The sequence below is a fragment of the Meiothermus cerbereus DSM 11376 genome (assembly GCF_000620065.1).
Lineage (GTDB): Bacteria > Deinococcota > Deinococci > Deinococcales > Thermaceae > Meiothermus > Meiothermus cerbereus.
This window is the reverse complement of record NZ_KK211061.1, coordinates 154,510-176,192: the sequence shown is the minus strand read 5'-3', so window position 1 is coordinate 176,192 and position 21,683 is coordinate 154,510. Positions and strand designations below refer to the sequence as shown.

Below are 21,683 nucleotides of genomic sequence, written 5' to 3'. Positions count from 1 at the left end.
CACCTCCCCTAGCTAATCTTCAAAAGGAGTATGGCGGTATGTTGCAAGACACCGCTACTATATTGGTTGTTGTATCCATATTCCAAGCACCCGTATGACACGTTAAAGCCTGCTCTCTGACCAAAGAATGGGGCCGGATATCCGACCCCATTCCCAACCAAGCTTTACCAAAGGCCTAGCGCAGGATACGCCGCAAGGCGGCTTCGATATCCTTCACAGCTTGGGCGGCGGGCTTGCGTCCGGTAATGGCTTCGTGAACACCCGTCCAGAAGGCTTCGGAGACCTGGTTATAGCGGGCACCCGCTACGCCCGAAGGACGACCGATGGCGTTTTGGAATACCGGCAGCAGATCCTTGAAGAAGGCGTTCTTGGCCAGCACCTGGGGGTCGTTGTAAAGGGCGGGCCGGGTGGGCAGGCGCGAAAGGTTAACGGCGTTGTCTTTCTGAATCTCCACACTGGTCAGGTACTTGACCAGGTCGGCGGCTACCTTTTGGTTCTTGGAGTAGGCAGAAACCATTAGCTGCCAGCCACCCAGGGTGGCTGCATTCCGGCCACCCTGACCTGCACCACGGGGCAGCACCGTCACGCCAATTTTGCCCCGCACCGCGCTACCCTCGCTCTGGCCCAGGCTGTAAGCGTAGGGCCAGTTACGCATAAAGGCAGCGTTACCCGTCTGGAAGGTGTTGCGGGCTTCTTCCTCGGCATAGCTGGTCACACCTGGGGGCGAGATACGGCCCACCCAGCTACGAACCATGTTCAAAGCAGCAATGGCCTGGGCGTTGTTAATGCTAATGCGGCCATCCGGCTCGATGATGCGGCCACCGCCCATAGAGAAAATCCACTCGAGGGCGTCGCAAGTCAGGCCTTCGTAGGCTTTACCCTGCCAGACGAAGCCCCAGAAGTCACGGTTGCCCGCCTGGCGCTCCCCGGCCTGAATCTTGGTGGCCATCTGGTCAAGTTCGGTCCAGGTCTGGGGTGGGCGCTGGTAGCCGTACTTTTGCAGCAGGTCGGTGCGGTAGTAAAGCAGGCCCGCATCGGTGAAGAAGGGAATCGAGGTCAGCTTGCCCCGGATGGTGTTGTTTTCCACGATGCGGGGGAAGAACTGGCTCAGCTCGGCTTCGGTAAAGAACTGCTTGAGATCGGCTGCGTGTGGGGCCACAATACCGGGCCAGATCACGTCAATCATGTACACATCCACATCGGCACTACGGGCTGCCCAGTACTGCTGGTACAGGGCCAGCCGGTCGTTGGTGTCGGCGGGGGAGTCAATGTATTCGATTTTGTTACCGGTTTTTTGAGCCCACTCTTCCGCCTTGGCCTTCATCCAGCGGCCACCCTCGCCCACTGCGGTTGAGTCACCCGCAACACGGATGGTTACCCCCTGGGCGAGGGCCAGCCCACCCACGGTAAAGGCCAGGGCCAATACACCTACAAGCCACTTCTTCATGTTTCCTCCTGTTTCATTGGAAGTGCTTCCAAAGCACATCAGCCAGAGCTGATTTATATACCTTTATCTTTTGGAAGTACTTCCTTGGCGAAGTCTATTACCTGCTAGCCCGATTGTCAATCCAGTATCAATTTAGAATAAGAGGCATAGAAACAGCAAAATTGGCAAAGGCCCCCTTCACGCAACCGGTTCATCACCCCCTGCTGGCAACAGCCCGTTGCCCCAAGCTCAAAGCTCGAGGCAACGAGGTCAAGCAGGTGCAGCCCTGGGGATGTTGCGGTGAAAAGCAGGCAGCAGCTAGATATTTTTCGCCTAACCGCACTTGCTGTAACCGCAGCTATAGCACTTGGTGCAGCCTTCCTCACGCACCAGGTTGTCGTCACCACACTCCGGGCACTTACCGAGGCCGGTCTTGCCACCAACGGGCGATTGCGTCTGCAGCGATATGTTCTGGATGGGTGCGGTCATGGCCCGCTGCAAGGCCTGGGGCACCATGGCCTCGTCCACAGGCATCTGGGCGGCTTTACGCTCGGCCTCGGCAATCTGGATTTTGCTGGTGGTTTCCAGCGCGACCGCAATCAAGTCGGCCTTGCTGGTTACAAAGCGGCCCTGGTAGCTGCCATACAGGCCGCCGTTGATGCCCCGCAGGGTTTTGACCAGCTCGGCTACCGGCACGCCGTATTGCAGGGCCTTGGAGATGATGCGGCCCAGGGCTTCGCTGTCGGCGTTGGCTTCATCGCCCGCCTTGCCCGACGTAAGAATCACCTCCACCGGGTGCTCGCCCTGCATGTTTACCGTAACTAAAAAGCCCCGGCGGGTGCCATCGGCTGCAGTGAGCTTGACCATATCGGTGTAGCCCACCAGCCGGCCCGTGCGCTCGAAGATGGGACGGGCCGTGCGTTCGCTTTCAGGGCGGCTCGAGGCCGTGCTGGGCGGAACATCCAGCAGCGCCGGCTGCACCACCACGGTCTCTTTGCTATTACCCTCAGCCTTCTCTTCTTTCTTCTCTTCCTTGCTCACCGAAAGCACCTGGTACTCGCGGCTGCCGTCGCGGTAGACCGTGATGCCCTTGCAGCCGGTCATATAGGCCTCGGTATAGGCTGCCTCTACATCTTCCACCGTGGCCTGGTTGGGTAGGTTGATGGTCTTAGAAAGTGAGTTGGCCGCGTAGCCCTCGGCATCGAAGGCGGTCTGCACCACGCCCTGCATCCGCACATGGTCGAGCGGGGGCACGTCGTGGGCCCCCTCAAACACCGATGCAATGGCGCTGGGGATACCCTCCAGGCCTTTCACGCTGCCGTGGTTGGCCTGAATGGCCTCGATGATGGCGTCCCAGTCCCAGGCCCCGTTCTTCTCGAAGGGCCCGCTTGCCGGGAACTGCTCCATCATCTCTACAAACAAGGGGTGCAGCAGGGCCTTGTACTCACCCCCAATGCGCCGCCACATAAAGGGCGAGAACATTGGCTCGATGCCGCTCGAGACCCCCATCAGCATGCTGGTGGTTCCGGTGGGGGCCACCGTCAGCACTGCCACGTTGCGTCGTGGGCGGATCCCCAGCGCCTCGAAAGCGGCACGGTTTTGCTCGTACAGCGGGAACACCCCCCGCTCCTGACCCAGCCGCTCCGACTCGGCAATGGCCTCTTCGCGCATCACGTTCATCACCTGGGCCACCACCCGGCGGCCCGCTTCCGAAGAGTAGGGCAGGCCCAGCTTGATCAGCATGTCGGCCAGACCCATCACCCCCAGGCCCAACCGGCGCAGGGTCTGGCTGGCGATGCGGTTGTCCTCGAGGGCAAATATGTTCACATCCAGCACGTTGTCCAGGAAGCGAATGGCGGTGTGAACATCCTTGCGGAACTCGACAAAGTTGAACTCGCCTCCATCCACGTAAGCAGCCAGATTAATGGCCCCCAGGTCGCAGGGCTCGCCCACGGTGAGCGGGATTTCCCCGCAGTTGTGAGCCACCACACCGCCGGCAATCAGGCTGTGGGTTACGGGCTCGGTCAGGTCGTAAACCGGCGCTATCCCAGCCGGTTCGACCTGGCTTACCGTGACCTCAAAGCGCTGGCGGTAGCCGCCCCGGCTGCGCTCACGGATGAACTGCTCGAGCTTGGCCTGCTTCTCGGGCAGGGCAAAGCCGATAATCTCGGCGAAGCGGTCACGGCTCTCGGAACCGATGATCAGCTCGTACTGTTCGGCAACGGGGTACTCGCAGAGCCCTCCCCGGCCATCCGGCAGAGCCTTGAAGCTGGCCGCACGGCGGTGGTGGATGCGCCCGAAAATGCCGAAGTTGAGCAGCAGGAGCTGCACGTCCTCGAGCAGGCCGAGGCTCGAGGAGGCCAGTCGTACGCTACAGCTTTGCTTGCGGTCGTTGCGCTCTACCGTGCCGTCGGTGCTGAACAGCCCGCGCAGGAAGCCCACCACTGCCTCGCGGGGCGCGGTGAATATACTTTCCGGAACCCGCTTCTCGGTGGCCTTGACTGCTTTTACACCTAAGGCGGAGAAGAACTCCGCAGGCAGTTTGTTGAAGTGCAGGTGTTGGGTGTTGGAGGTGGTGGCTTGCAGAGTTCCCTGGCCGAACCAGTCGCGTAGACTATCCACAACGACCTGGGCCTGGGCAAATTCGCGGTTGCCGAAGAAGAATCCCACCCCGTCCTCGCGCAAGTACCCGTCGCCGACCAGCCAGCCCAGCACCAGGCCCAAGTTCTCACTCCACTGGGTGGGCATGTTGGCGTATTGCTCGCGCACATCGAGCCTTCCGCTATAGCCCTTGCCTCCGGCCACTGCAACCCGCTCACGCACGACCTGTAGCACGGCGGGCGGCAGGGCCTGCTCCTTAGCCCACAGCCCCTCGCCGCTCTGCACCAGCAGCTTGTCACCGGGCTTCAACTGTCCGGCCTCCACGTACCCCTGGGGGGTGAGGAGGGGGTGGTTGGGGGTCAGGGTAAGGGTAACACCCTCGTGGGTCTTGAGGTGAACCACTTCCCGCTCCCCGGTGTAGAAGGCCTTGGCAGCCCTGCGCACCGTTACCCCACGTTCACGGCCAGCCGTGCCCACACCCGCCAAGGGAGCACGGTTGTCCGTAGCCAAGTAGAAGCTGCCTTTGCTGGTGAGCTGTTCGATGGGTAGCAGACCAAATTCCGACGGAATGCGCGTGCTGCCCACAAAGCAGGGGTTGGTCGAGCGAATCTGATAGCGAGGCCCCAGGTTCTTCAGGGCCGAAAGCTCGTTGATGCGATCCACAAAGATCAGGCCCGGCTCCCCGGTGGCCCATGCGTGCCAGGCAATCTCGTGCCAGAGCCACCTGGCCGGCACTTTGCCGTCGTAGACCGGAATGGGACGGGCGCCATCCTGGGCGCGCTCGGGCAGGTCGGGTAGGGTACCGGTGTAGGGCCCCTGCACCGGGTAGGGGTAGTACTTGCCCGGCACTTCCGAAGGCTCTACCGCCCACAGCCCATCGGCTTGGAGGGTCTGCCAGAAGGCTTCGGTAACCAGAATGGAAATGTTGAAGGTAGAGATGTCGCCCTCGCTGGCCTCGCGGTCGAGGTCTTTGGCGGTGAGGAAGTCCAGCAGGTCGGGGTGGTCAATGGCGATGGTGGCCATGCCCGCCCCACGGCGGGTTCCGCCTTGCCTCACCACCCGCAGCACCGGCGCGTACACATAGCGCAAGGTAGCCACAGGGCCTGCTTTTTCCGCACCCAGATTGGCCCACTCCAAAAAGTTGTCGAAAATCTCCACCAAAAAGCTTACCGGCCCGCTGCTGGTTCCGCCGCTGCCCTTAATGGGGGCACCTTCGGGGCGAAGGCTACTGAAGTCCACGTGGGGTTCCTGGCCCTTCACCGCCAGGCTCAGGGCGGCTTTGGCAGCCTCGATGATGCCGCGCATATCGTCCGGCACGACCAGTACATCGGCAGGCTTCTCCCGCACGGTCATCACCCCGTTGCGCCGGGCCAGCGCCGCCAGCTCGGGCTTCAGCAGGCCATAGACCACCCGCGTCCAGTTGCGTACGGTGATGTTTTCCTTTTCGCCATCGGGGTTGATGGGGGGCCGCATCTTGCCCTTGATAAAGTCTTCAACATCGGCATGGTTGGCAGAAATGTAAGCGAAACCGCGCACCGTGCCGCGTAGACCGGCGTTTTTACGGGAAACATAGGGGTCTAAGTTAACCCCATTGCCCCCACCCACCTTGGTCACCAGGGCCAGCTTGGTGGCCACTTCCATGATGCCTTCAAAGCTACTGGGGTCATGTTCGGTCGCCCCCTGCACAAAACAGTTGAGGACATTGCCGTGCTGGGTTCCCGCACCCGCCAGCACCCGCCCCCCCGGACAGAAGCGCTTGGAGGCCATCAACTGGTAAAACTGCTCGCTCCAGTATTGTTTATCTTGTTCAGACCTTTCGGCTGAGGCCACCCAGGCAGCCACCCGACGAAACATTCCATATATATCCCCATCACCAGGCTGCATGTATTGACGTTTGGCAATTGCCTGGGCATGGTCGTCAAAAAGTGCGGGTTTAAAGCTATTCATGGACTCCTCCAATGTTAGGCAAGAACTCCCCCAGCCACGCCGTGTGGCACTAGATATGGGGGTTTCCGCGCTCGATACTACTACCTGTTGTGTAATCCTGGCAAGGGGTCAACCGACATTTGCGGAATTTGGATGCCAGCATAATAAAGCTGTCAGCAGAGAAAAATCAAGATGCGCATTCAGAATATAGGGGCTCTTTTGTGAATATATACCATAAGTAGTGGCTCCATCTTGGGTTTTATCTGTTGAGAACAGAAAGCGGCCCCACTGGCTTGCGGCCAGCCCTGACATGTGTCCGGGGTCGGGTTATCGCACCCTTCACAGACGTGGCCTCCCATTTGGGAGGCAACTGTGCTGTGCCGGACAAAGCAATTAAGTTGTGAGCAGCTCAATGTTTCTGAAGAGCGCTCTATTATGCTTCGAGGGTCTGCCACACAGCCAGGCTAAAAGGCTCCAGAATGCCATCCTCGAGGTACCCCCCCACACTACGACCCATTTTGCCTGACAGCAAGTCTATGGCCTGCTCACCCCGCGGCCACAGCCCGTGTAGCGGAATGTTGATGCGCCAGGGTTCGGACGAAGCATTAATGGTCACCACCAGGCTGGACTGCTCAAACGTACGGGCAAAGGCCAGGTGAGCGTCCTGGGCATAAAGGTACTGGTAGCGCCCCCGCCGCAGCGCCGGCCTCGACTGGCGCAGGGCCGACATCTGTTGAATGGTTTGCTGCAGGGATTTGTGCCAGCGCGCCTCATCCCAGATCATGCCCCGGCGGTTGTCGGGGTCATGGCCTCCAGCCATGCCTATTTCGTCGCCATAATAGACCGTGGGTGCACCAGGTAGGGTAAAGAGCATGGCAAAAGCCAGCTGCACCAGCTCGAGCTGGCCCCGCAGGAGGCTTAAGATGCGCGGGGTGTCGTGCGAGGTCATAATGTTCATCTGAGCGGTCACGATGTCCCAGCTGTAGCGCCGAAAGAGATCCTCGAGGCGGTGGTGGCAGGCCATGGCCCCCAGGCTTTCCAAACGCCCCAGTCCGCTCCTGGCCGCCAAATCCTTGTCCAGAACCTCTGCGCCCACAAAACCCAGAATGGCACGCCCCAAGGGGTAATTCATCACCGCATCGAACTGGTCGCCTTTTAACCAGCGGCTGGCGTCATCCCAGATCTCGCCCACGATATAGGCTTCTGGGTTTTGGGCCTTGACCCGGCGGCGGAACTCACGCCAGAATTCGTCGTCGTCAATCTCGTTGGGCACATCCAAGCGCCAGCCGTCTATGCCATACTGAAACCAATACTCCGCCACCGACAGCAGATACTCGCGGCACTCCGGGTTGGCGGTGTTAAACTTGGGTAGCTCGGGGTTGTTCCACCAGGCTGCGTAATTGGCATGCTTGGAATAGGCGTTCAGGGGAAATTTTTGGATATGGAACCACTCGCGGTAAGGCGAGGCCGCCTCGTTTTCCATAACGTGTTGAAAAGCGAAATGAGCCCGCCCGCAGTGATTAAAAACCCCGTCCAGCACCACCCTTATATCGCGCCGGTGGGCCTCTTCTACCAGTTTCTGCAAAGCTCTATTACCCCCCAGAATGGGGTCTACCTGGAAGTAGTCGCTGGTGTGGTAGCGGTGGTTAGCGGTTGAGGCAAAAATTGGGCAGAAGTAAAGCGCGTTGAAGCCCTGCTGCCGGATGTAGTCGAGCTTCTCGATAACCCCCCAGAGGTTGCCCCCCTTAAAGCCACGCAGGGTGGGTGGCGCATCCCAGGCCTCAAAAGCACCCTGTACCGGCGCAGGATGGCCCGCAGGTCCTTGCCCTATGCGAAAGCGATCCGGAAAAATCTGATAAAAAACCGCGTCTTTGACCCACTCTGGTGTCATTCAAACTCCTGCAAGAAAACGCTTGCACGTTGCCAGGGGTTAGTCTAAACCTTATCGGCCAGAACTCAAGTGTAATACCAGATTCGGTTAGTTCGTCACCGAACGGTGACGAACTAACCCGACCGAAGGGATACGCTTTCTTCGCCGAGCGCAGCGAGGGGTGTGCTCTAGGATTCAAAAAGATAGCCTCTTAGCGCTTTTTGTTTGAAGATTATCTTTTTGAATCCGGTATAACTGCACCAAAACTTCTTTAGAGTGCTCACAACTTGATTGCTTTGTCCGGCACAGCACAGTTGCCTGCTGTGAAGGGTGCAATAAGCGCTTCAGCCAGGCATAGGTAGCGCTAAACCCCCAGCTTTGATAGGATGCCACAGTTATGCCGCGTGGGAATCTTTTTGTCATGACCGGGGCTTCGGGGGTGGGCAAGGGCACCATCCGCGGAAGGCTGCTGGAATATCACCGCATGTACTATTCCATCTCCATGACCACCCGCCCACCCAGGCCGGGTGAGCGCCACGGGGTGGACTACTACTTTGTCAGCAAGGCCGAGTTTGAAAACAAAATAGCGCAAAACGGTTTTTTGGAATGGGCGCAGTACGTAGACGACTACTACGGCACCCCCAGGGAGCCCGTCGAGGAGGCCCTGAACAGGGGGCAGGATGTTTTGCTGGAGATAGAGGTTCAGGGTGCTTTGCAGGTCAAGCAAACCATGCCGGAAGCAATCCTGGTCTTCATTATTCCGCCTTCCCTTTCCGAGTTGCGGCGCAGGTTGCTGGTGCGCGGCACCGACAGCCTGAGCAAAATCGCCAAGCGGCTGGAGCGGGCAGAAGAAGAAATCCGCATGGCCGATCGGTTCAAGTATGTGCTGGTCAACGACCAGCTCGACAAGGCCGTCTCCGATTTTGCCGCCATCATACAGGCCGAGCGGCTGCTGCAACCTCGCATGACCGAGGCCATTGCACGCGCCCTTTCGAAAGACCCCGCCCTGGAAAGCGAGCTCGATGAACTCGAGCGCATACGGCGCGCGGCTGGCGAAGTGGGAAAATAAAAACCCCAACTATGTTGTACAATCAGAACTTAGTTGCAGAGGTATACCTATGGCAGAACCCGGCATTGACACCCTTCTGGCCCTTACCGATTCCAAGTACCGCCTGACCGTAGTAACGGCCAAGCGAGCCCAGCAGCTTTTGCGCTATAACTTCAAGAACACGGTGCTGAGCCCCGAGGAGTACCCGCGCATGCGCACCCTGGAAGGCGAAAAACCCGACCCCAACGCAGTTACCTGGGCCATGCAGGAGCTCAAGAGCGGGCGGCTTGTAATCGGTGAGAATTTAATCGCCGAAGACCGTCTGGCCAAGTTCCTCGACCAGATGTACCCACGTGAAGTCGCCGAACCAGCGGAATAGTCCTTTTTTCGATTGCGGTGCATGCGGGCTGGCCTCGAGCAGCCCGCATCTTCATGCATGTAACAAAAAATCGGAAACTGAAAAATAAGGCCTCAGAATCGCCCTTTTCCTTGTAACATGGCATACTTACCCTGTATAATCGCAAATCGGTACTCAGGGAGTCGCTATGGCAAGCAAAGAACAGCGGCATCGAGCCATCCAGGAAATCATTAGCCGGGAGAGTATTTCCACCCAGGCCGAGCTGGTGGAGCGGCTGCGAAAGATGAACTACGACGTAACCCAGGCCACTGTGAGCAGGGACATCAGCGAAATGCGTCTGGTACGGGTTCCACTTGGGCGAGGGAAACACAAATACGCCCTGGCCCACCTCGAGCTCAGCGAAGATGTCATAGAAGAGCTCCGGCGTATTTTTCCTACCTTTGTGCGGGATGTGGATCGGGGAGAGAACATCGTGGTGCTCAAGGTCTCGGAGGGCCACGCCTCGGGCATCGCCCTTCTGATTGACCGGCTCCGACGCGACGATATTGTGGGCACCATTGCGGGCGAGGATTCAATTCTGGTGGTGGGCCGCACCATTCAAGCCGCCCAAGCCTTGCAAGAAGAGTTCGAAGCGTTCCTAGCCTGAGGCTATCCAAAGCCGGGCCCCATCTCAGCAACCCCGGAACATTAGACCCCCCCAACTTTTACAGACAAAGCTCCTGGGGCAACCTGCAAATCTGGAAATATGAACCCCGCCTGAATCGTTCCGTCAGGGGTAGCTCAGAGCACCCTGGCTTTCCGAGCTGTTGCTACCCACACTTCAGGCGGGGGCCCCAAAGTAAAGAACAAATCAAAGAATTTCTTATGACCCGCTCTTCCGGGAGGCAAATGTGCTATGCAGGACAAAGCAATCAAGTTTTCCACGGTTCAATAATTGCACAGAGCGCTCTAAACAGAATTCTTCAGCCAGGGTTCGCAGCGGAGGCTGTCGCGTAACTAAACCCAGCCCTATTCTGATATCAACAAAACCAATGTGGTACCCTGATTTCCAGGTATGCTGGAACGCCTCGAGGTGCAAAACTTAGCGGTACTGGAGCGGGTGGCGCTGGAGTTTAGCCCTGGGCTGACCGTGCTCACAGGCGAAACTGGTGCGGGTAAGAGTGTGCTGGTGGATGCCCTATCGCTACTGCTAGGCGAAAAGGCCGAGGGCCTGATGCGCCCTGGGGCCGACACCCTGCTGGTAACGGCCTTTATTAATGGCAAGAGCCTCTCGCGCAAGGTTACACAGGGCCGCAGCACCGCCCGCATCGAGGGCGAGGTGGTGAGCCTCAGAGAGCTGAGCGAGGAAACCGCCCAGCACCTGAGCATCCACGCCCAGCACGCAGCCCTGACCCTCTTCAGCCGAAAAGCCCAGCGCAGGCTGCTCGATTCGCAGATCGAGCCAGGTCTGCTGGAGCGCTACCAGAGCGCCTACGCACAGTATCAGTCCATCATAAGCGAGACTGAGCGTCTGGAAGCCGCTGCACGCGAGCGTGAGCGCAAACTGGATATTTTGCGCTTTCAAACTGCAGAGATAGACCAGGCCCGGCTGGTGGTGGGCGAGGAAGAGCAGCTCAGGCAAGAAGCCGAGCGCTTACGCCACCTCGAGACCCTGCGCGAGCGGGTCTCGGCAGCCGTTGGGGTGCTGAGCGGAGAGGGGGATGCTTTGGGGCTGGTTACCCTGGCCTCGAGGGAGATCAAAGCGGCAGGCCGCTTTGACGCTCAACTAGAAAACCTGAGCCGCGACCTCGAGGGCGCCCTGGACGCGCTGCGGGCAGTAAGCCGCGAGCTAGAAGACTACCTGGAGAACCTCGAGGCCGACCCCCGGCGCCTCGACGAAGTGGAGGCCCGCCTGGCCCTTATCGAGAAGCTCGGGCGCAAATACGGCGAGGGCATTCCGGCCATCCTGGGGTTCGCCGAGGCCGCCCGGCGGGAATTGGTGGAGCTCGAGGGGGCCGAAGACCGCCTGAGCCAGCTTTATGCCCAGAAAGAAATTGCCTGGAACACCCTTCTGGAGGCGGGTCGACAGCTTTCGCAGGCCCGTTCCCGCGCAGCAGACAGCCTCTCGCGCAAAGTCAGTGAGGAAATCCGGGCCCTGGGTATGCCGGCAGCGGAGTTTAAAGTGAGCCTGACGCCGCTGGAGCATCCGGGCCCCGATGGGCTCGAGGAGATCCAGCTACTTTTTTCGGCCAACCCCGGCCTGGGCCTGGCCCCACTGGAAAAGGCCGCCTCGGGCGGCGAGCTGTCGCGGGTAATGCTGGCCCTGGCCCTGCTGACCGGCAGCGAGGCCGAAACGGTGGTTTTCGACGAGGTGGACGCTGGTGTGGGCGGCGAAGCAGCCTGGCAGGTGGCCGAGCGGTTGGCCCGGCTGGCCCGTGAGCGCCAGGTTCTGGTAGTGACCCACCTCCCGCAGATCGCGGCACGGGCCCAAAACCACTACCGGGTGGTCAAACACCCTACAGGGGTACAGGTGCAGCCGGTACAGGACGAGGAGCGGGTACGCGAGCTGGCCCGGATGCTCTCGGGCAGCTACTCCGAAGCAGCCCTCGAGCACGCCCGCGAACTGCTGCTGGGCGCAGTCACCTAAACCGGAGCTGCCCCTGGCCGCAACCATACACCCGCATAGCCCACCATTATGAGCACGCCCGCCCTCTTCCCTGCGCCAGACATACTGCACTGGCTGAACCAGCTTCCCGAGCCAGTGGTCTGGTTGGATGAGAAGGGACAGGTGGGTTGGTGCAACCCGGCAGCCGTGGCGTTAATTCCTGACCCCAGCCCAGCAGGCAAACCCCTGGAAAGCTGGTTTCAACCTGTGGTGCGGGGCTTTGGTAGGCTCGAGCCAGCCGACCCCCCACAGAACAGCTTTCGGCCAGGGCTTTGGGGTCTTGCGGGAAAACAAGGGCGCTGGTTCCAGGTTAGTCTGGCGCCCTATAAAAACGGGCAACTGTGCATTTTGCACGAGGTTACCCAGACCTACAACCAGGCCCTGGCCTACGCCACCTCGCTGGAGGTGCTCTCCAGCCTGCTGACCCAGGAAGAAAAATTTGAGGACATCCTCGCTCGGGTTCTCAAGACAGCTGTCGAAGTGGTGCCAGGGGCCGAAGCTGGCAGCCTGACCCTGCTGGAGGATGGCAGGTTTCGCTTCGTAGCCCAAATTGGCTTTGACCCGAGCTTGATGCAGCACGCCCTCGACTACCAGCAGGAGCTGGCCTGGTATGGCCTGGGGGAAGAAGCCTGGCTGCTGGGCCAGCCCCGGCTGCTGGTCGCCCCCCACATCCACGAACGAACCCAGCAGCAAGTTCCCGATGAGCTGGAAATGTTCCACCGAGTCGGCAAGCTGACGGAACTGAAGGCCACCGTAACGGTTCCGATTGTGCTGCAAGGCCAGGTGATGGGCACCCTTAACCTGGATTCGTTCAGCTCCACCGAGGCCTTCCCGCCCCAGAGTCTGGCCATTGCCCAGACCTTTGCCCTTCAGGCGGCCACCGTGCTCTATGGCTTGCTGACCCGCCACCACCTGTCCGGGCTGGCCCTCAGCGACGCCCTGACTGGTCTGGGCAACCGGCATGCCCTGGAAGAGGGTTTCCCAAAACTAAAAGCCCAGGCCGAGCGGCTTGGCCTGCCCCTTACGCTGATTTACTGGGATATGGACGGCCTTAAGCGGGTCAACGATCAGCACGGCCATGCTGCGGGCGATCAGGCCATCAAGGCTCTGGCCACCGCGCTACGCAGCACTTTTCGTCAGGAGGATCAGGTTTTCCGCATTGGCGGCGACGAGTTTGTGAGCCTGCACCTGGCCTTGTCGCTCGATGAAGTGCCGGAGGCAGTGCAGCGGGTGCGCATGGGTATTCAGGTAGAAGTTAGCGCCGGCGCCGTAGCCATCCGCCCCACCATGCCTCTAACAGAGGCTCTCCAGCTAGCTGATGCGGCAATGTACGCAGACAAGCGTCGCCTGCGGGACTCACTCGAGCTTTAGCAAGACCCGCACCCCATCGGCCACGTACTGCACCGCCAGGGCCGCCAGCAAAATCCCCAGAACACGGGTAATTACATTGATGCCGGTGCGTCCCAGCGAGCTCGAGAACTTGAGCGCAGCCCTGAGCGACCAGTAGGTTATAAGCAAAACCAGCGCCGCCATAGCCAGTACCAGCAGAAAGCCCCAAATCCCCGCCGGGGCCGACCCGGTCAGGATCAGCACGCTGGCCAGGGTACCGGGCCCGGCAATCAGTGGAATGGCCAGGGGAAAAACCGAAATATCGGATCGAGCTTGCGATTCGGCGTGCTCTTCGTCGGTCTCGCGCTCGAGCTGGGCATTAATCATGTCCAGGGCAATCTTGAATAAAAGCAGCCCCCCTGCCACCTTGAGGGCCTCGAGGCTAATGCCCAGGTAGCGCAAAATGGCCCCACCCACAACAGCAAAACCCAGCACCAGAAGGCCTGCCACCAGGGTCGCGCGCAGCGCAATTCTCTTTTGCTCCTGATAGCTGCGCGTGCCCACCAGACCCAAAAAAAGTGGTATCAGGCCGATGGGGTCTATCAGCACAAAAAAGGTCACAAAGGCCTTGGTGGCAAACTCGATCATGGGAGGCTCCCTCAGTTCAGTGGGGCTTCAGGCATTTTTACTAGCCCCTGTAGCAAAAAGCGAGTCTAGCACAGATGGCGGTTTTGCGGAGATTTTGCAAACAGCACCCAATAAGAGATGTCGGTGCTTTTTGCTGGGGTTCCAGGGGTTGTGGGATTTTTGTCTCCCCCCTGCCTATATACTAAGAACCGCAAGGAGGTTAACCATGATTCGCACTGTAGCCCTTGTGGGGCACAGCGGCAGCGGAAAAACCACCCTCGGAGAAGCACTTCTATACTTCACCGGGGGCAAGGATCGCATGGGCAAGGTAGAAGAGGGCAACACCACCTCGGACTATACGCCAGAGGAAAAAACACACCGAATCTCGGTTCGAACGGCGGTGTTGCCCCTAACCTACCAAGGGCATCGAATTTATCTACTCGATGCGCCAGGCTATACCGATTTTGTGGGCGAAATTCGCGGAGCACTGGAGGCCGCCGATTCGGCGGTGGTGGTGGTATCTGCCGAAACTGGCGTACAGATTGGAACCGAGCGGGCCTGGACGGTAGCCGAACGCCTGGAGCTGCCACGCATGGTGGTGGTGAGCAAGCTGGAAAAGGGGGGCGATTTTTTTGCCCTGCTCGAGGATCTGCGCTCCACCCTGGGGCACATCATCCCGGCCCACCTGCCGCTATACGAAAACGGGCAGTGGGTCGGCTTGATCGATGTGCTGCACGACCGCGCCTTCCGCTACGACAAAGGCCGCCCGGTGGTAACCAGCATTCCCGAAGACCAGAAGGCCCAGGTGGAAAAGTACCGTAGCGAAGCCCGTGAGGCCATCATCGAAACCGACGAAAGCCTGCTGGAAAAGTACCTCGAGGGCGGAGAAGTCGAGGAAGTGGCCCTTTCCAGAGCTTTCCATGAGGCCGTGCGCAAAGGCCAGGTGTTTCCGGTAGCCATTGGTTCTTCCGGTGCGCTCATTGGGCTGGATATGCTGCTCGACCTGTTCCTCGAGGCCCTCCCCTCCCCCGAAGAGCGCTGGGGCCAGGGCAGCCCAGCGGCTAAAGTGTTCAAGGTGCAGGTAGACCCCTTCATGGGACAGGTGGCCTTTGCGCGGTTGTACCGGGGCAAGATCAGGGTGGGCGACACCCTCCAGTCGGACAATGGCCCGGTTCGGCTGGCCCATATCTACACCGCCAAGGGCAAGGACCTGATCGAGCTCGAGGAGGCCGAGGCCGGGACCATTCTGGCCCTGCCAAAAGCCGACAACCTACACAAAGGCATGGAGCTCTGGCAGGGGGAGCGCCCCGAGTTTCCCTCGGCCCGCTTACCCGACCCGGTGGCGATGGTGGCCATTGCCCCCGAGTCGCGCAGCGACGAGGCCAAGCTAGGCGATGCCTTGCGCAAGCTGCTGGAAGAAGACCCCAGCCTGAAGTTCGAGCGCAACCCCGAAACCGGCGAGCAGATTCTGTGGGGCATGGGTGACCTGCACCTCGAGACCGCCAAAGAACGCCTGGCCGACTACGGGGTAAAAATCATCACCCGGCCTCCCAAGATTCCCTACCGCGAGACCATCCGCAAGAAGGCCGAGGGGCAGGGCAAGCACAAGAAGCAAACCGGCGGGCACGGGCAGTATGGCGATGTGTGGCTCAGGCTGGAACCCCACCCCGACTACGAGTTCGTCTGGGAGATAACCGGCGGGGTGATACCCACCAAATACATGGAATCGGTGGAGATGGGCATCAAGGAAGCCGCCAAAAGCGGGCCCCTGGCCGGTTATCCAGTCATTGGCTTTCGGGCGGTGGTCTACCATGGCTCCTACCACGACGTGGACAGCTCCGACATGGCCTTCCAGCTGGCCGCCCAGCTGGCTTTCAGAAACGTGGTGGCCCAGGCCAGCCCCACCTTGTTGGAACCCATCTACACCCTCAAGATTTTTGTGCCTCAGGATAAAGTAGGCGATATTCTGTCAGACCTGCAGTCGCGCCGGGGCCGCATCCTGGGCATGGATCAGGAGGGCGCCCTGGCGGTGGTTAGTGCGGAAGCCCCTCTGGTGGAAGTGCTCGAGTACAGCCGCACCCTCTCGGGGCTTACCCAGGGAACCGGTGCATACAGCCTCGAGTTCTCCCACTACGCCGAGGTACCCCCCAACCTGGCGCAAAAAGTGATTGCCGAACGGCAGAAGACCGAAGCCTAACCAGCTCCCGGCCAGATCTAGCAAACGGCAATTATCCAAACCATCCCGTCAGGGCAAAAACAGTGCATTTTCCAGATGCGGGCGAGTACCATGAAGGCTATGGTTCGCCCGTTGATCTTTTTGCTGCTTCTGCTGGGCTCTGCCCTGGCCCAAAACCTGCTTGCGCTGGCCCCACAGGGCGCTGTAGCCGGCTTTTACCTGAACGACCTGCGCGGCAGCCAAAGCCTGCGTGGGCTGGCTGCCGACTGGAAGCAAAGTGGGATGGAGGCCTTGCTTAACCGTGAGCTGCGGCAACAAGCAGGCTCCGATGCTGCCCTACTGGGAATTGCCGCAGGCGGCCTGGCGGCAGCTTTGTATTCCGACGGGTTTTTTGTGATAGCCCGCCCCAGCGCCGAGGCCATGAAGGTCTTGCGTCGCGATACCAAAGGCCTGCGCCCCCAGGGCGGCTGGCTGGTGGGGGGTGACCGCGATGTCGAGACAGGCTTCAGCCGCGAGCTGGTGTTTTTTGCCTCACCCAAATATGCCCGCCTGTTCCTGCAAAACCGCCGAGGTCTGCAAGCCCCGGTGCGGGGGGACATCGTGCTGTGGGCAGCCCCTCCGCAAGACCTGATAGGCAGTCTGGGCTTGCCCCCACGAACCAATGGCGCAGCCCGCACCATCCGTCGCTTTAGCTATGCCATTCAGCTCACCCCCGGAGGCTATACCGAAGAAATTCGTCTGGATCTGAACCCCGCCGCCGACCCCGCCCTGGCCAGCCTGCTGCTGCCCAAAGAGCGGCCCTACAACGCCGCAGACCTTCCCCAGGGCTACGCGGTCTCGACCGGGGTGTTTGACCTGAGCCGCTTTGGTGCTTACCTGCCGGGCTTGCTGCGCGAGTTTGATGTGCGGCTAAATCTCGATCTGAGGGCATTTGGTGCACGCTTTGCCAGCGTCACGGTGCCAGGGCCGCCCCCTGCTTCAGACGGGCGCAGCGAGGCCATACTGGGCCACAGTCTGATTTACTGGGAGTTACGCGACCCCGCAACCGCCGAGGCCAACCTGCTGGCGCTTTTGCAAAGCCTGGCCGCCTTCGCAAGCCCTGAGGGGCAGGGTGGCTTTAGGGTGCTGGGCAACGAAGGCGACTTCAAAGCGGTGGAGGTGGGGCTGATGGGGGTTCTTTACTACAAGCTCGAGCCCAGTCGGCTGGTAATAGCCACCAGCAAAAGCGCCCTAGCCGCCAGCAAGAACCCACCCTGGCGCAACGAACCCGGCTTTCAGCGTTTCCGCGTGCGCATTCCCGCCAATGCAGTGGGCTATACCTTCAGCAAACAGGGTGCCATCCTGCAGCAGCAGCTTAGTTCGCTACGCGACCTGTTGCCCCAAACCATCGGGAACCAGGGCGGTGCGCTCGAGCGCGACCTTGCCCAGTCCCTTACCCGCTTCCTCGAGCTGGCCGGCCAGCGCTTTGGCCTGGGGCTTTCCTATGCGGTGGTAGAGGGCAACAGCCTGGTTAGCCGGGGCTTTTACGAGGTGCGGTGGTAGCAGCAAGACCTGCCCTGCGCCCGGGCTCATCCGTGCGGAGTGGGTTGGAATCCGGCGTGCTTGGTTGGCATTGGTTGACCAGCACGCTTTGATTTAGGCCAAAGCGCCTATGCTAAGAGGGTGCAGGTGGCTTTTGCTTTGCCCTGGCTGTTGCTGCTGATACCCCCGGTGTTGGGACTGGTCTGGCTGTGGTACCGGCGCAGGCAGCCCCCCGTGCGCAAAGTGGCGGGGCTCTGGCTGTGGCAAAAAGCCTTACGCAAAGGCCGGGCTCGCCGGCGCTTTGATCTGCGGCTATTGTTGCTGCTGCTTTCAGCCTTGCTGACAACGCTGGCCCTGGCCCTACCCCGAATTTCGCTGGATCGCCCGGGCGAGCTGGTGCTGGTGCTGGACGCCTCGGCCTCCATGGCCGCTACCGACGTAAGCCCCAGCCGCCTCGAGCGCGCCAAAACCCTGGCCCGCGAGCGCCTGGCGGCTTCGCCTCGAGCGGTTCTGGTGGTGGCCGGAAGCCAGGTGCAAACCTTTGGCCCGGCCCCAGGGCGAAGTTTGCTGGCCACCCTCGAGGGCCTGCAGCCCGAAGCCGCCAGCAGCAACCTTAAGCTCGCCATTGCGCGGGGGCGGGCCTTGCTACCTGGGGCCCGGGTGCTGACCATCGCCGACCAGGCCCCACCACCTGAAACCGATGGCTACCTCAACGTGGCCGGCAACGGCAGCAATGTAGGCATCACCGCCATTGGGCCTGGTTTTGTGGCCGTAGCCAACGCGGGGCCTGGGCTGTGGCGGGGCGAGCTGCTGGTGGATGGCCAGCGGTATGCGCTCGAGGTGCCCGCCAGTGGTTATAGCAGCCTGGAAGTGCCCTCGGCCACACCCAGCGCCCGCATCGTGGGCAACGATACCCTGGCCCTGGATAACCAGGCCCGTTTTTCCAGGCGACTGGTGCGGGTAGAGCTTTCGGGCCGCTCACCGGCCCTCGAGCGCCTCCTGGCCTTGCTGGGCACCAGCCGGGGCAGCCCCGGCGAACTGGCCTTCGAGGTGGGTACCCCCCGGCGCGAGCCTACCCGCTTCACGGTTTTTTTTGCCGAACAGGCCAGCGGGCAGGCTACAGTATTCGATGTGGAGCGTACCCTCCCCTATTTGCGGGGGGCCGAACTGGTGGGCTACAGCCTCCCCATTCCCCCTCCCCCCCAGGCCCCTGGCTGGCGGCCTCTGGCCATTAGTGCCACCGGCCAGGTTCTGGCCTGGTATCACCAGGCTGGGGTGTACCTGCCCCCTGCCGAGCGCCTGCAAAACCTGCCGGCCTTTCCGGTTCTGCTCTACAACCTGGTCGCACCCCGGGGCGAGATCAAAAGCGGCCTGCTAGACCCCAGCGAAACCCTGCTGCCCCGCCCCAGCCCCGACCAGCCCCTACCCCCCACACGCACTGTACAGATGGCTCCCTGGCTGGCCTTGCTGGCCGCACTCTTGTTGGCGGCAGAGTTTTACTTTTTCCAGTATCGGGTACTGCACAGACGTTTGGAAACCCAGGTATCCCCCAGTGCCCCCTAGTGCGCCGCTTCCACCGCAAAAACAGGAATGGCAGCATGCTGGACAACTGCCGGAGAGCGTGGCACCCGCTGTTCGTTTTGCTGCGGTGGCAAAAATAGCGAAGACAGCATCTCATACCAGATTCGGTTAGTTCGTCACCGAACGGTGTCGAACTAACCCGACCGAAGGGATACGCTTTCTTCGCCGAGCGCAGCGAGGGGTGTGCTCTAGGATTCAAAAAGATAGCCTCTTAGCGCTTTTTATTTGAAGATTATCTTTTTGAATCCGGTATCATAACCCCCCCTGAATCGTTCCGTTAGGGACTGTTGGAGTACCACCGTTTTTCAGGCTGTTGCTACCTGTACTTCAGGCGGGAGCCCCGTAAAAAGAACATATCGAAGACGTTTCTTGTCACAGTTAGTCTGGCTGGATTCCAGCCGCCTGTTTTTGCCAAGAAGCAAAGTGAGCGTATTTGAAGGGTTCTTTTGTCCTGCACAAAACGAAAAGCCTCAGGTAGGGTTCATAAAAAACCACTCATGCGATTGCATGAGTGGCGCTTGGTGGAGGCGGGGAGGTTCGAACTCCCGTCCAAAGACCCATCCAGCAGACTTCTACGTGTGTAGTTGGTGTTTAGTTGTCGTCCAGGCTGTCGCCACCAACAGCGGGCCTGAACCAAGCTCCGAAGAGGTTTCGCTTTTGGCTACGGAGCCTTGCCGCAAGCTAGCCGACTTTAGGTCGTTCGTTCAGTACGCCATCGGCTGGGCTTCTGAAGAACGTCGCTGACTTAAGCAGCGAGAGCGTAGCTGTTGCTACGAACGTTGCCAGTTATGGCTTTGCCCATTTTTACGAGGCCATGGGCTACCTCGACACGCCGTACTGCCTTCAAAGGCCCCTGTCGAAACCAGAACGCCCCCAGGCAAATGCATATTGTAACAGGTTTTTTTCTTTTTGAGAAGGTGCGGTAGGCTATTGCTCATGAGCAAGACCGACCCCACACACCTCGAGCGCGATTCACTGGTCAAAACCCTAGGCATCCACATTCTGGAGGCCTCCCCGCAAAAAGTGGTGGCCGAGATGGAAGTTACCCCCAAGCTGCACCAGCCTTTTGGCTACCTGCACGGGGGCGCTTCGGTGGCGCTAGCCGAAACCGTAGCTAGCATCGGCGCATACCTGGCGGCACCTGAAGGCTATACCAGCTTTGGACTGGAGATCAATGCCAACCACCTGCGCTCCGTGCAGTCCGGCAAGGTAACGGCCAGCGCAACCCCGCTCCACACGGGCCGCACCACTGCCGTCTGGAGCATTGAAATTCGCGATGAGCAGGGGCGCTTAGTCTGCATCTCGCGCTGCACGCTGGCCATCACCCCCATACGCGGAAGTTGACAAACACAAGGACAGCCCGCTATGCTCACGGACATATGCAGACCTCGAGGGGTTCCGCAAGCCAGAATGCCCGCTTTTTTGGGTATTTTTATTGGCCTGTACGCCCCGTGAGGCCTGCGTAGTCGTCTATAGCGCTGCTGCTTCCGGGGACTAAAGCTCCCCGGAAGTTTTTTTGCGCAAGGAGGGCAGGCGATGCTGATAATTATGAAACATGGTTCGGGGCCTCAAGAGATCGAGTCGGTGGTGGCGGAAGTACGCCGGGTGGGTTACCGGCCCCACGTGTCCGAGGGGGAGCACACCACCCTGATCGGGGCTATTGGCAAAGGGCCTACCCCAGAGCTGATTGAGCACTTCCGTGCGCTTTCTGCTGTACAAGACGTTATTCCCATCTCCAAGCCCTACAAGCTGGCCTCGCTCGAGGTCTCGCCCAAGCCCACCGTCTTGCGCTGGAACACCGGGGCCACCGGGGGTGGTGAAGTGATGATTGCCGCAGGGCCATGCGGGGTGGAGGGCCTCGAGCAGACCCTCACCGCCGCCCACTATGTCAAAAAACACGGCGCCCAGATGCTTCGGGGTGGGGCCTTCAAGCCCCGCACCTCGCCTTATAGCTTCCAGGGCCTGGGCCAGGAAGGGCTGGAAATCCTGGCCGAAGCCCGTAGGAAAACCGGCCTGCCCATCGTAACCGAGGTGGTCTCGCCGGAGCAGGTCGACCTGGTGGCCACCTATGCCGATGTGCTCCAGATTGGCGCACGGAACGCACAAAACTTTGCTCTGCTGCAAGCCGCGGGGCAGTCGGGCCGGGCGGTATTGCTCAAACGGGGCATGAGCATGACCCTAGAGGAGTTTTTGATGTCGGCCGAGTATGTGCTGGCCCAGGGCAACATGCGGGTGATTCTGGTAGAGCGCGGCATCCGCACCTTCGAGAAAACCACCCGCTTCACCCTGGACATCTCCGCAGTGCCGGTACTCAAAAGCCTGACCCACCTTCCGGTCTGGATAGACCCCTCGCACGCCGCCGGTAAGCGCGACTGGGTGACCCCCCTGGCGCTGGCTGGCCTGGCTGCGGGGGCCGATGGGTTGATTGTGGAAACCCACCCCGACCCCGAAAAAGCCCAGTCCGACGCAGCCCAGCAGCTCAACGAAGCCCAGTTTGCCGATATGATGAGCAGGGTTAAGGCCCTTCTGCCCGCACTGGGAAAGAGGCTGACCCAGGAGCTAAAACCCGTCTAAGC

General features: G+C 60.3%; 14 protein-coding genes and 1 other RNA gene. 10 read left to right on the top strand and 5 right to left on the bottom strand.

Going from position 1 to position 21,683, the window contains the following annotated elements; translation table 11 throughout:
* Window positions 1-175: 175 nt before the first annotated feature.
* The 3 genes from Q355_RS0113915 to Q355_RS0113905 all read right to left on the bottom strand — a co-directional run bounded on the left by Q355_RS0113915 (window position 176) and on the right by Q355_RS0113905 (window position 7,844).
* Window positions 176-1,447, bottom strand: a complete 1,272-nt coding sequence (locus Q355_RS0113915) for an ABC transporter substrate-binding protein (RefSeq protein WP_027878335.1) — start codon at window positions 1,445-1,447, stop codon at window positions 176-178.
* Window positions 1,448-1,759: 312 nt separating this feature from the next.
* Window positions 1,760-5,974 carry an intein-containing adenosylcobalamin-dependent ribonucleoside-diphosphate reductase gene (locus Q355_RS0113910; RefSeq protein WP_027878334.1) on the bottom strand — a complete coding sequence of 1,405 codons (4,215 nt, stop codon included), beginning with the start codon at window positions 5,972-5,974 and terminating at the stop codon, window positions 1,760-1,762.
* A gap of 412 nt (window positions 5,975-6,386) precedes the next feature.
* Window positions 6,387-7,844 carry a glycoside hydrolase family 13 protein gene (locus Q355_RS0113905; protein WP_027878333.1) on the bottom strand — a complete coding sequence of 486 codons (1,458 nt, stop codon included), beginning with the start codon at window positions 7,842-7,844 and terminating at the stop codon, window positions 6,387-6,389.
* A gap of 376 nt (window positions 7,845-8,220) precedes the next feature.
* Here Q355_RS0113905 and gmk point away from each other — a divergent pair, with 376 nt between their 5' ends.
* From gmk to Q355_RS16280, 5 genes are all read left to right on the top strand, one after another.
* A complete protein-coding gene (gene gmk, locus Q355_RS0113900; protein WP_027878332.1) occupies window positions 8,221-8,892 on the top strand; it encodes a guanylate kinase in 672 nt (223 codons plus the stop codon).
* A 49-nt stretch (window positions 8,893-8,941) separates the two neighbouring features.
* Complete coding sequence (rpoZ, locus tag Q355_RS0113895) at window positions 8,942-9,250, top strand: DNA-directed RNA polymerase subunit omega (RefSeq protein WP_027878331.1); 309 nt, start codon at window positions 8,942-8,944, stop codon at window positions 9,248-9,250.
* Between the two features lie 166 nt (window positions 9,251-9,416).
* On the top strand, window positions 9,417-9,875 hold the full coding sequence (gene argR / locus Q355_RS0113890; protein WP_027878330.1) for an arginine repressor: 459 nt from the start codon (window positions 9,417-9,419) through the stop codon (window positions 9,873-9,875).
* A 408-nt stretch (window positions 9,876-10,283) separates the two neighbouring features.
* Window positions 10,284-11,855: a DNA repair protein RecN gene (locus Q355_RS0113885; protein WP_027878329.1), complete on the top strand. Its 1,572-nt coding sequence runs from the start codon at window positions 10,284-10,286 to the stop codon at window positions 11,853-11,855.
* A 48-nt stretch (window positions 11,856-11,903) separates the two neighbouring features.
* Window positions 11,904-13,244, top strand: a complete 1,341-nt coding sequence (locus Q355_RS16280) for a sensor domain-containing diguanylate cyclase (protein WP_051529446.1) — start codon at window positions 11,904-11,906, stop codon at window positions 13,242-13,244.
* Here the strand turns inward: Q355_RS16280 and Q355_RS0113875 are convergent.
* The gene (locus Q355_RS0113875) at window positions 13,230-13,850 is read right to left on the bottom strand and encodes a MarC family protein (protein WP_027878328.1); all 621 of its coding nucleotides are present in this window, start codon (window positions 13,848-13,850) and stop codon (window positions 13,230-13,232) included. The genes Q355_RS16280 and Q355_RS0113875 overlap by 15 nt on opposite strands.
* A gap of 205 nt (window positions 13,851-14,055) precedes the next feature.
* Between Q355_RS0113875 and fusA the strand changes: the two genes are divergently transcribed.
* The 3 genes from fusA (at window position 14,056) to Q355_RS0113860 (ending at window position 19,089) form a co-directional block, all read left to right on the top strand.
* A complete protein-coding gene (fusA, locus tag Q355_RS0113870; protein ID WP_027878327.1) occupies window positions 14,056-16,026 on the top strand; it encodes an elongation factor G in 1,971 nt (656 codons plus the stop codon).
* A 99-nt stretch (window positions 16,027-16,125) separates the two neighbouring features.
* Window positions 16,126-17,547, top strand: a complete 1,422-nt coding sequence (locus Q355_RS0113865; protein WP_156941937.1) for a hypothetical protein — start codon at window positions 16,126-16,128, stop codon at window positions 17,545-17,547.
* Between the two features lie 126 nt (window positions 17,548-17,673).
* Window positions 17,674-19,089 carry a vWA domain-containing protein gene (locus tag Q355_RS0113860; RefSeq protein ID WP_245597597.1) on the top strand — a complete coding sequence of 472 codons (1,416 nt, stop codon included), beginning with the start codon at window positions 17,674-17,676 and terminating at the stop codon, window positions 19,087-19,089.
* Between the two features lie 537 nt (window positions 19,090-19,626).
* On the opposite strand, the gene ssrA is transcribed toward Q355_RS0113860, so the two are convergent.
* Window positions 19,627-19,982, bottom strand: a transfer-messenger RNA (tmRNA) gene (gene ssrA / locus Q355_RS16605).
* A gap of 61 nt (window positions 19,983-20,043) precedes the next feature.
* Here ssrA and Q355_RS0113855 point away from each other — a divergent pair.
* Both Q355_RS0113855 and aroF read left to right on the top strand, forming a co-directional pair.
* Window positions 20,044-20,451 carry a hotdog fold thioesterase gene (locus Q355_RS0113855; protein ID WP_027878324.1) on the top strand — a complete coding sequence of 136 codons (408 nt, stop codon included), beginning with the start codon at window positions 20,044-20,046 and terminating at the stop codon, window positions 20,449-20,451.
* Window positions 20,452-20,643: 192 nt separating this feature from the next.
* On the top strand, window positions 20,644-21,681 hold the full coding sequence (aroF, locus tag Q355_RS0113850; protein ID WP_027878323.1) for a 3-deoxy-7-phosphoheptulonate synthase: 1,038 nt from the start codon (window positions 20,644-20,646) through the stop codon (window positions 21,679-21,681).
* The last annotated feature ends 2 nt before the right edge of the window (window positions 21,682-21,683 follow it).

Excerpts from the sequence above, each read along its gene's own strand:
- Q355_RS0113915 (WP_027878335.1), bottom strand. The coding sequence starts at position 1,447 with ATGAAGAAGTGGCTTGTAGGTGTATTGGCCCTGGCCTTTACCGTGGGT.
- Q355_RS0113910 (WP_027878334.1), bottom strand. The coding sequence starts at position 5,974 with ATGAATAGCTTTAAACCCGCACTTTTTGACGACCATGCCCAGGCAATT.
- Q355_RS0113905 (WP_027878333.1), bottom strand. The coding sequence starts at position 7,844 with ATGACACCAGAGTGGGTCAAAGACGCGGTTTTTTATCAGATTTTTCCG.
- gmk (WP_027878332.1), top strand. The coding sequence starts at position 8,221 with ATGCCGCGTGGGAATCTTTTTGTCATGACCGGGGCTTCGGGGGTGGGC.
- rpoZ (WP_027878331.1), top strand. The coding sequence starts at position 8,942 with ATGGCAGAACCCGGCATTGACACCCTTCTGGCCCTTACCGATTCCAAG.
- argR (WP_027878330.1), top strand. The coding sequence starts at position 9,417 with ATGGCAAGCAAAGAACAGCGGCATCGAGCCATCCAGGAAATCATTAGC.
- Q355_RS0113885 (WP_027878329.1), top strand. The coding sequence starts at position 10,284 with ATGCTGGAACGCCTCGAGGTGCAAAACTTAGCGGTACTGGAGCGGGTG.
- Q355_RS16280 (WP_051529446.1), top strand. The coding sequence starts at position 11,904 with ATGAGCACGCCCGCCCTCTTCCCTGCGCCAGACATACTGCACTGGCTG.
- Q355_RS0113875 (WP_027878328.1), bottom strand. The coding sequence starts at position 13,850 with ATGATCGAGTTTGCCACCAAGGCCTTTGTGACCTTTTTTGTGCTGATA.
- fusA (WP_027878327.1), top strand. The coding sequence starts at position 14,056 with ATGATTCGCACTGTAGCCCTTGTGGGGCACAGCGGCAGCGGAAAAACC.
- Q355_RS0113865 (WP_156941937.1), top strand. The coding sequence starts at position 16,126 with ATGGTTCGCCCGTTGATCTTTTTGCTGCTTCTGCTGGGCTCTGCCCTG.
- Q355_RS0113855 (WP_027878324.1), top strand. The coding sequence starts at position 20,044 with ATGAGCAAGACCGACCCCACACACCTCGAGCGCGATTCACTGGTCAAA.
- aroF (WP_027878323.1), top strand. The coding sequence starts at position 20,644 with ATGCTGATAATTATGAAACATGGTTCGGGGCCTCAAGAGATCGAGTCG.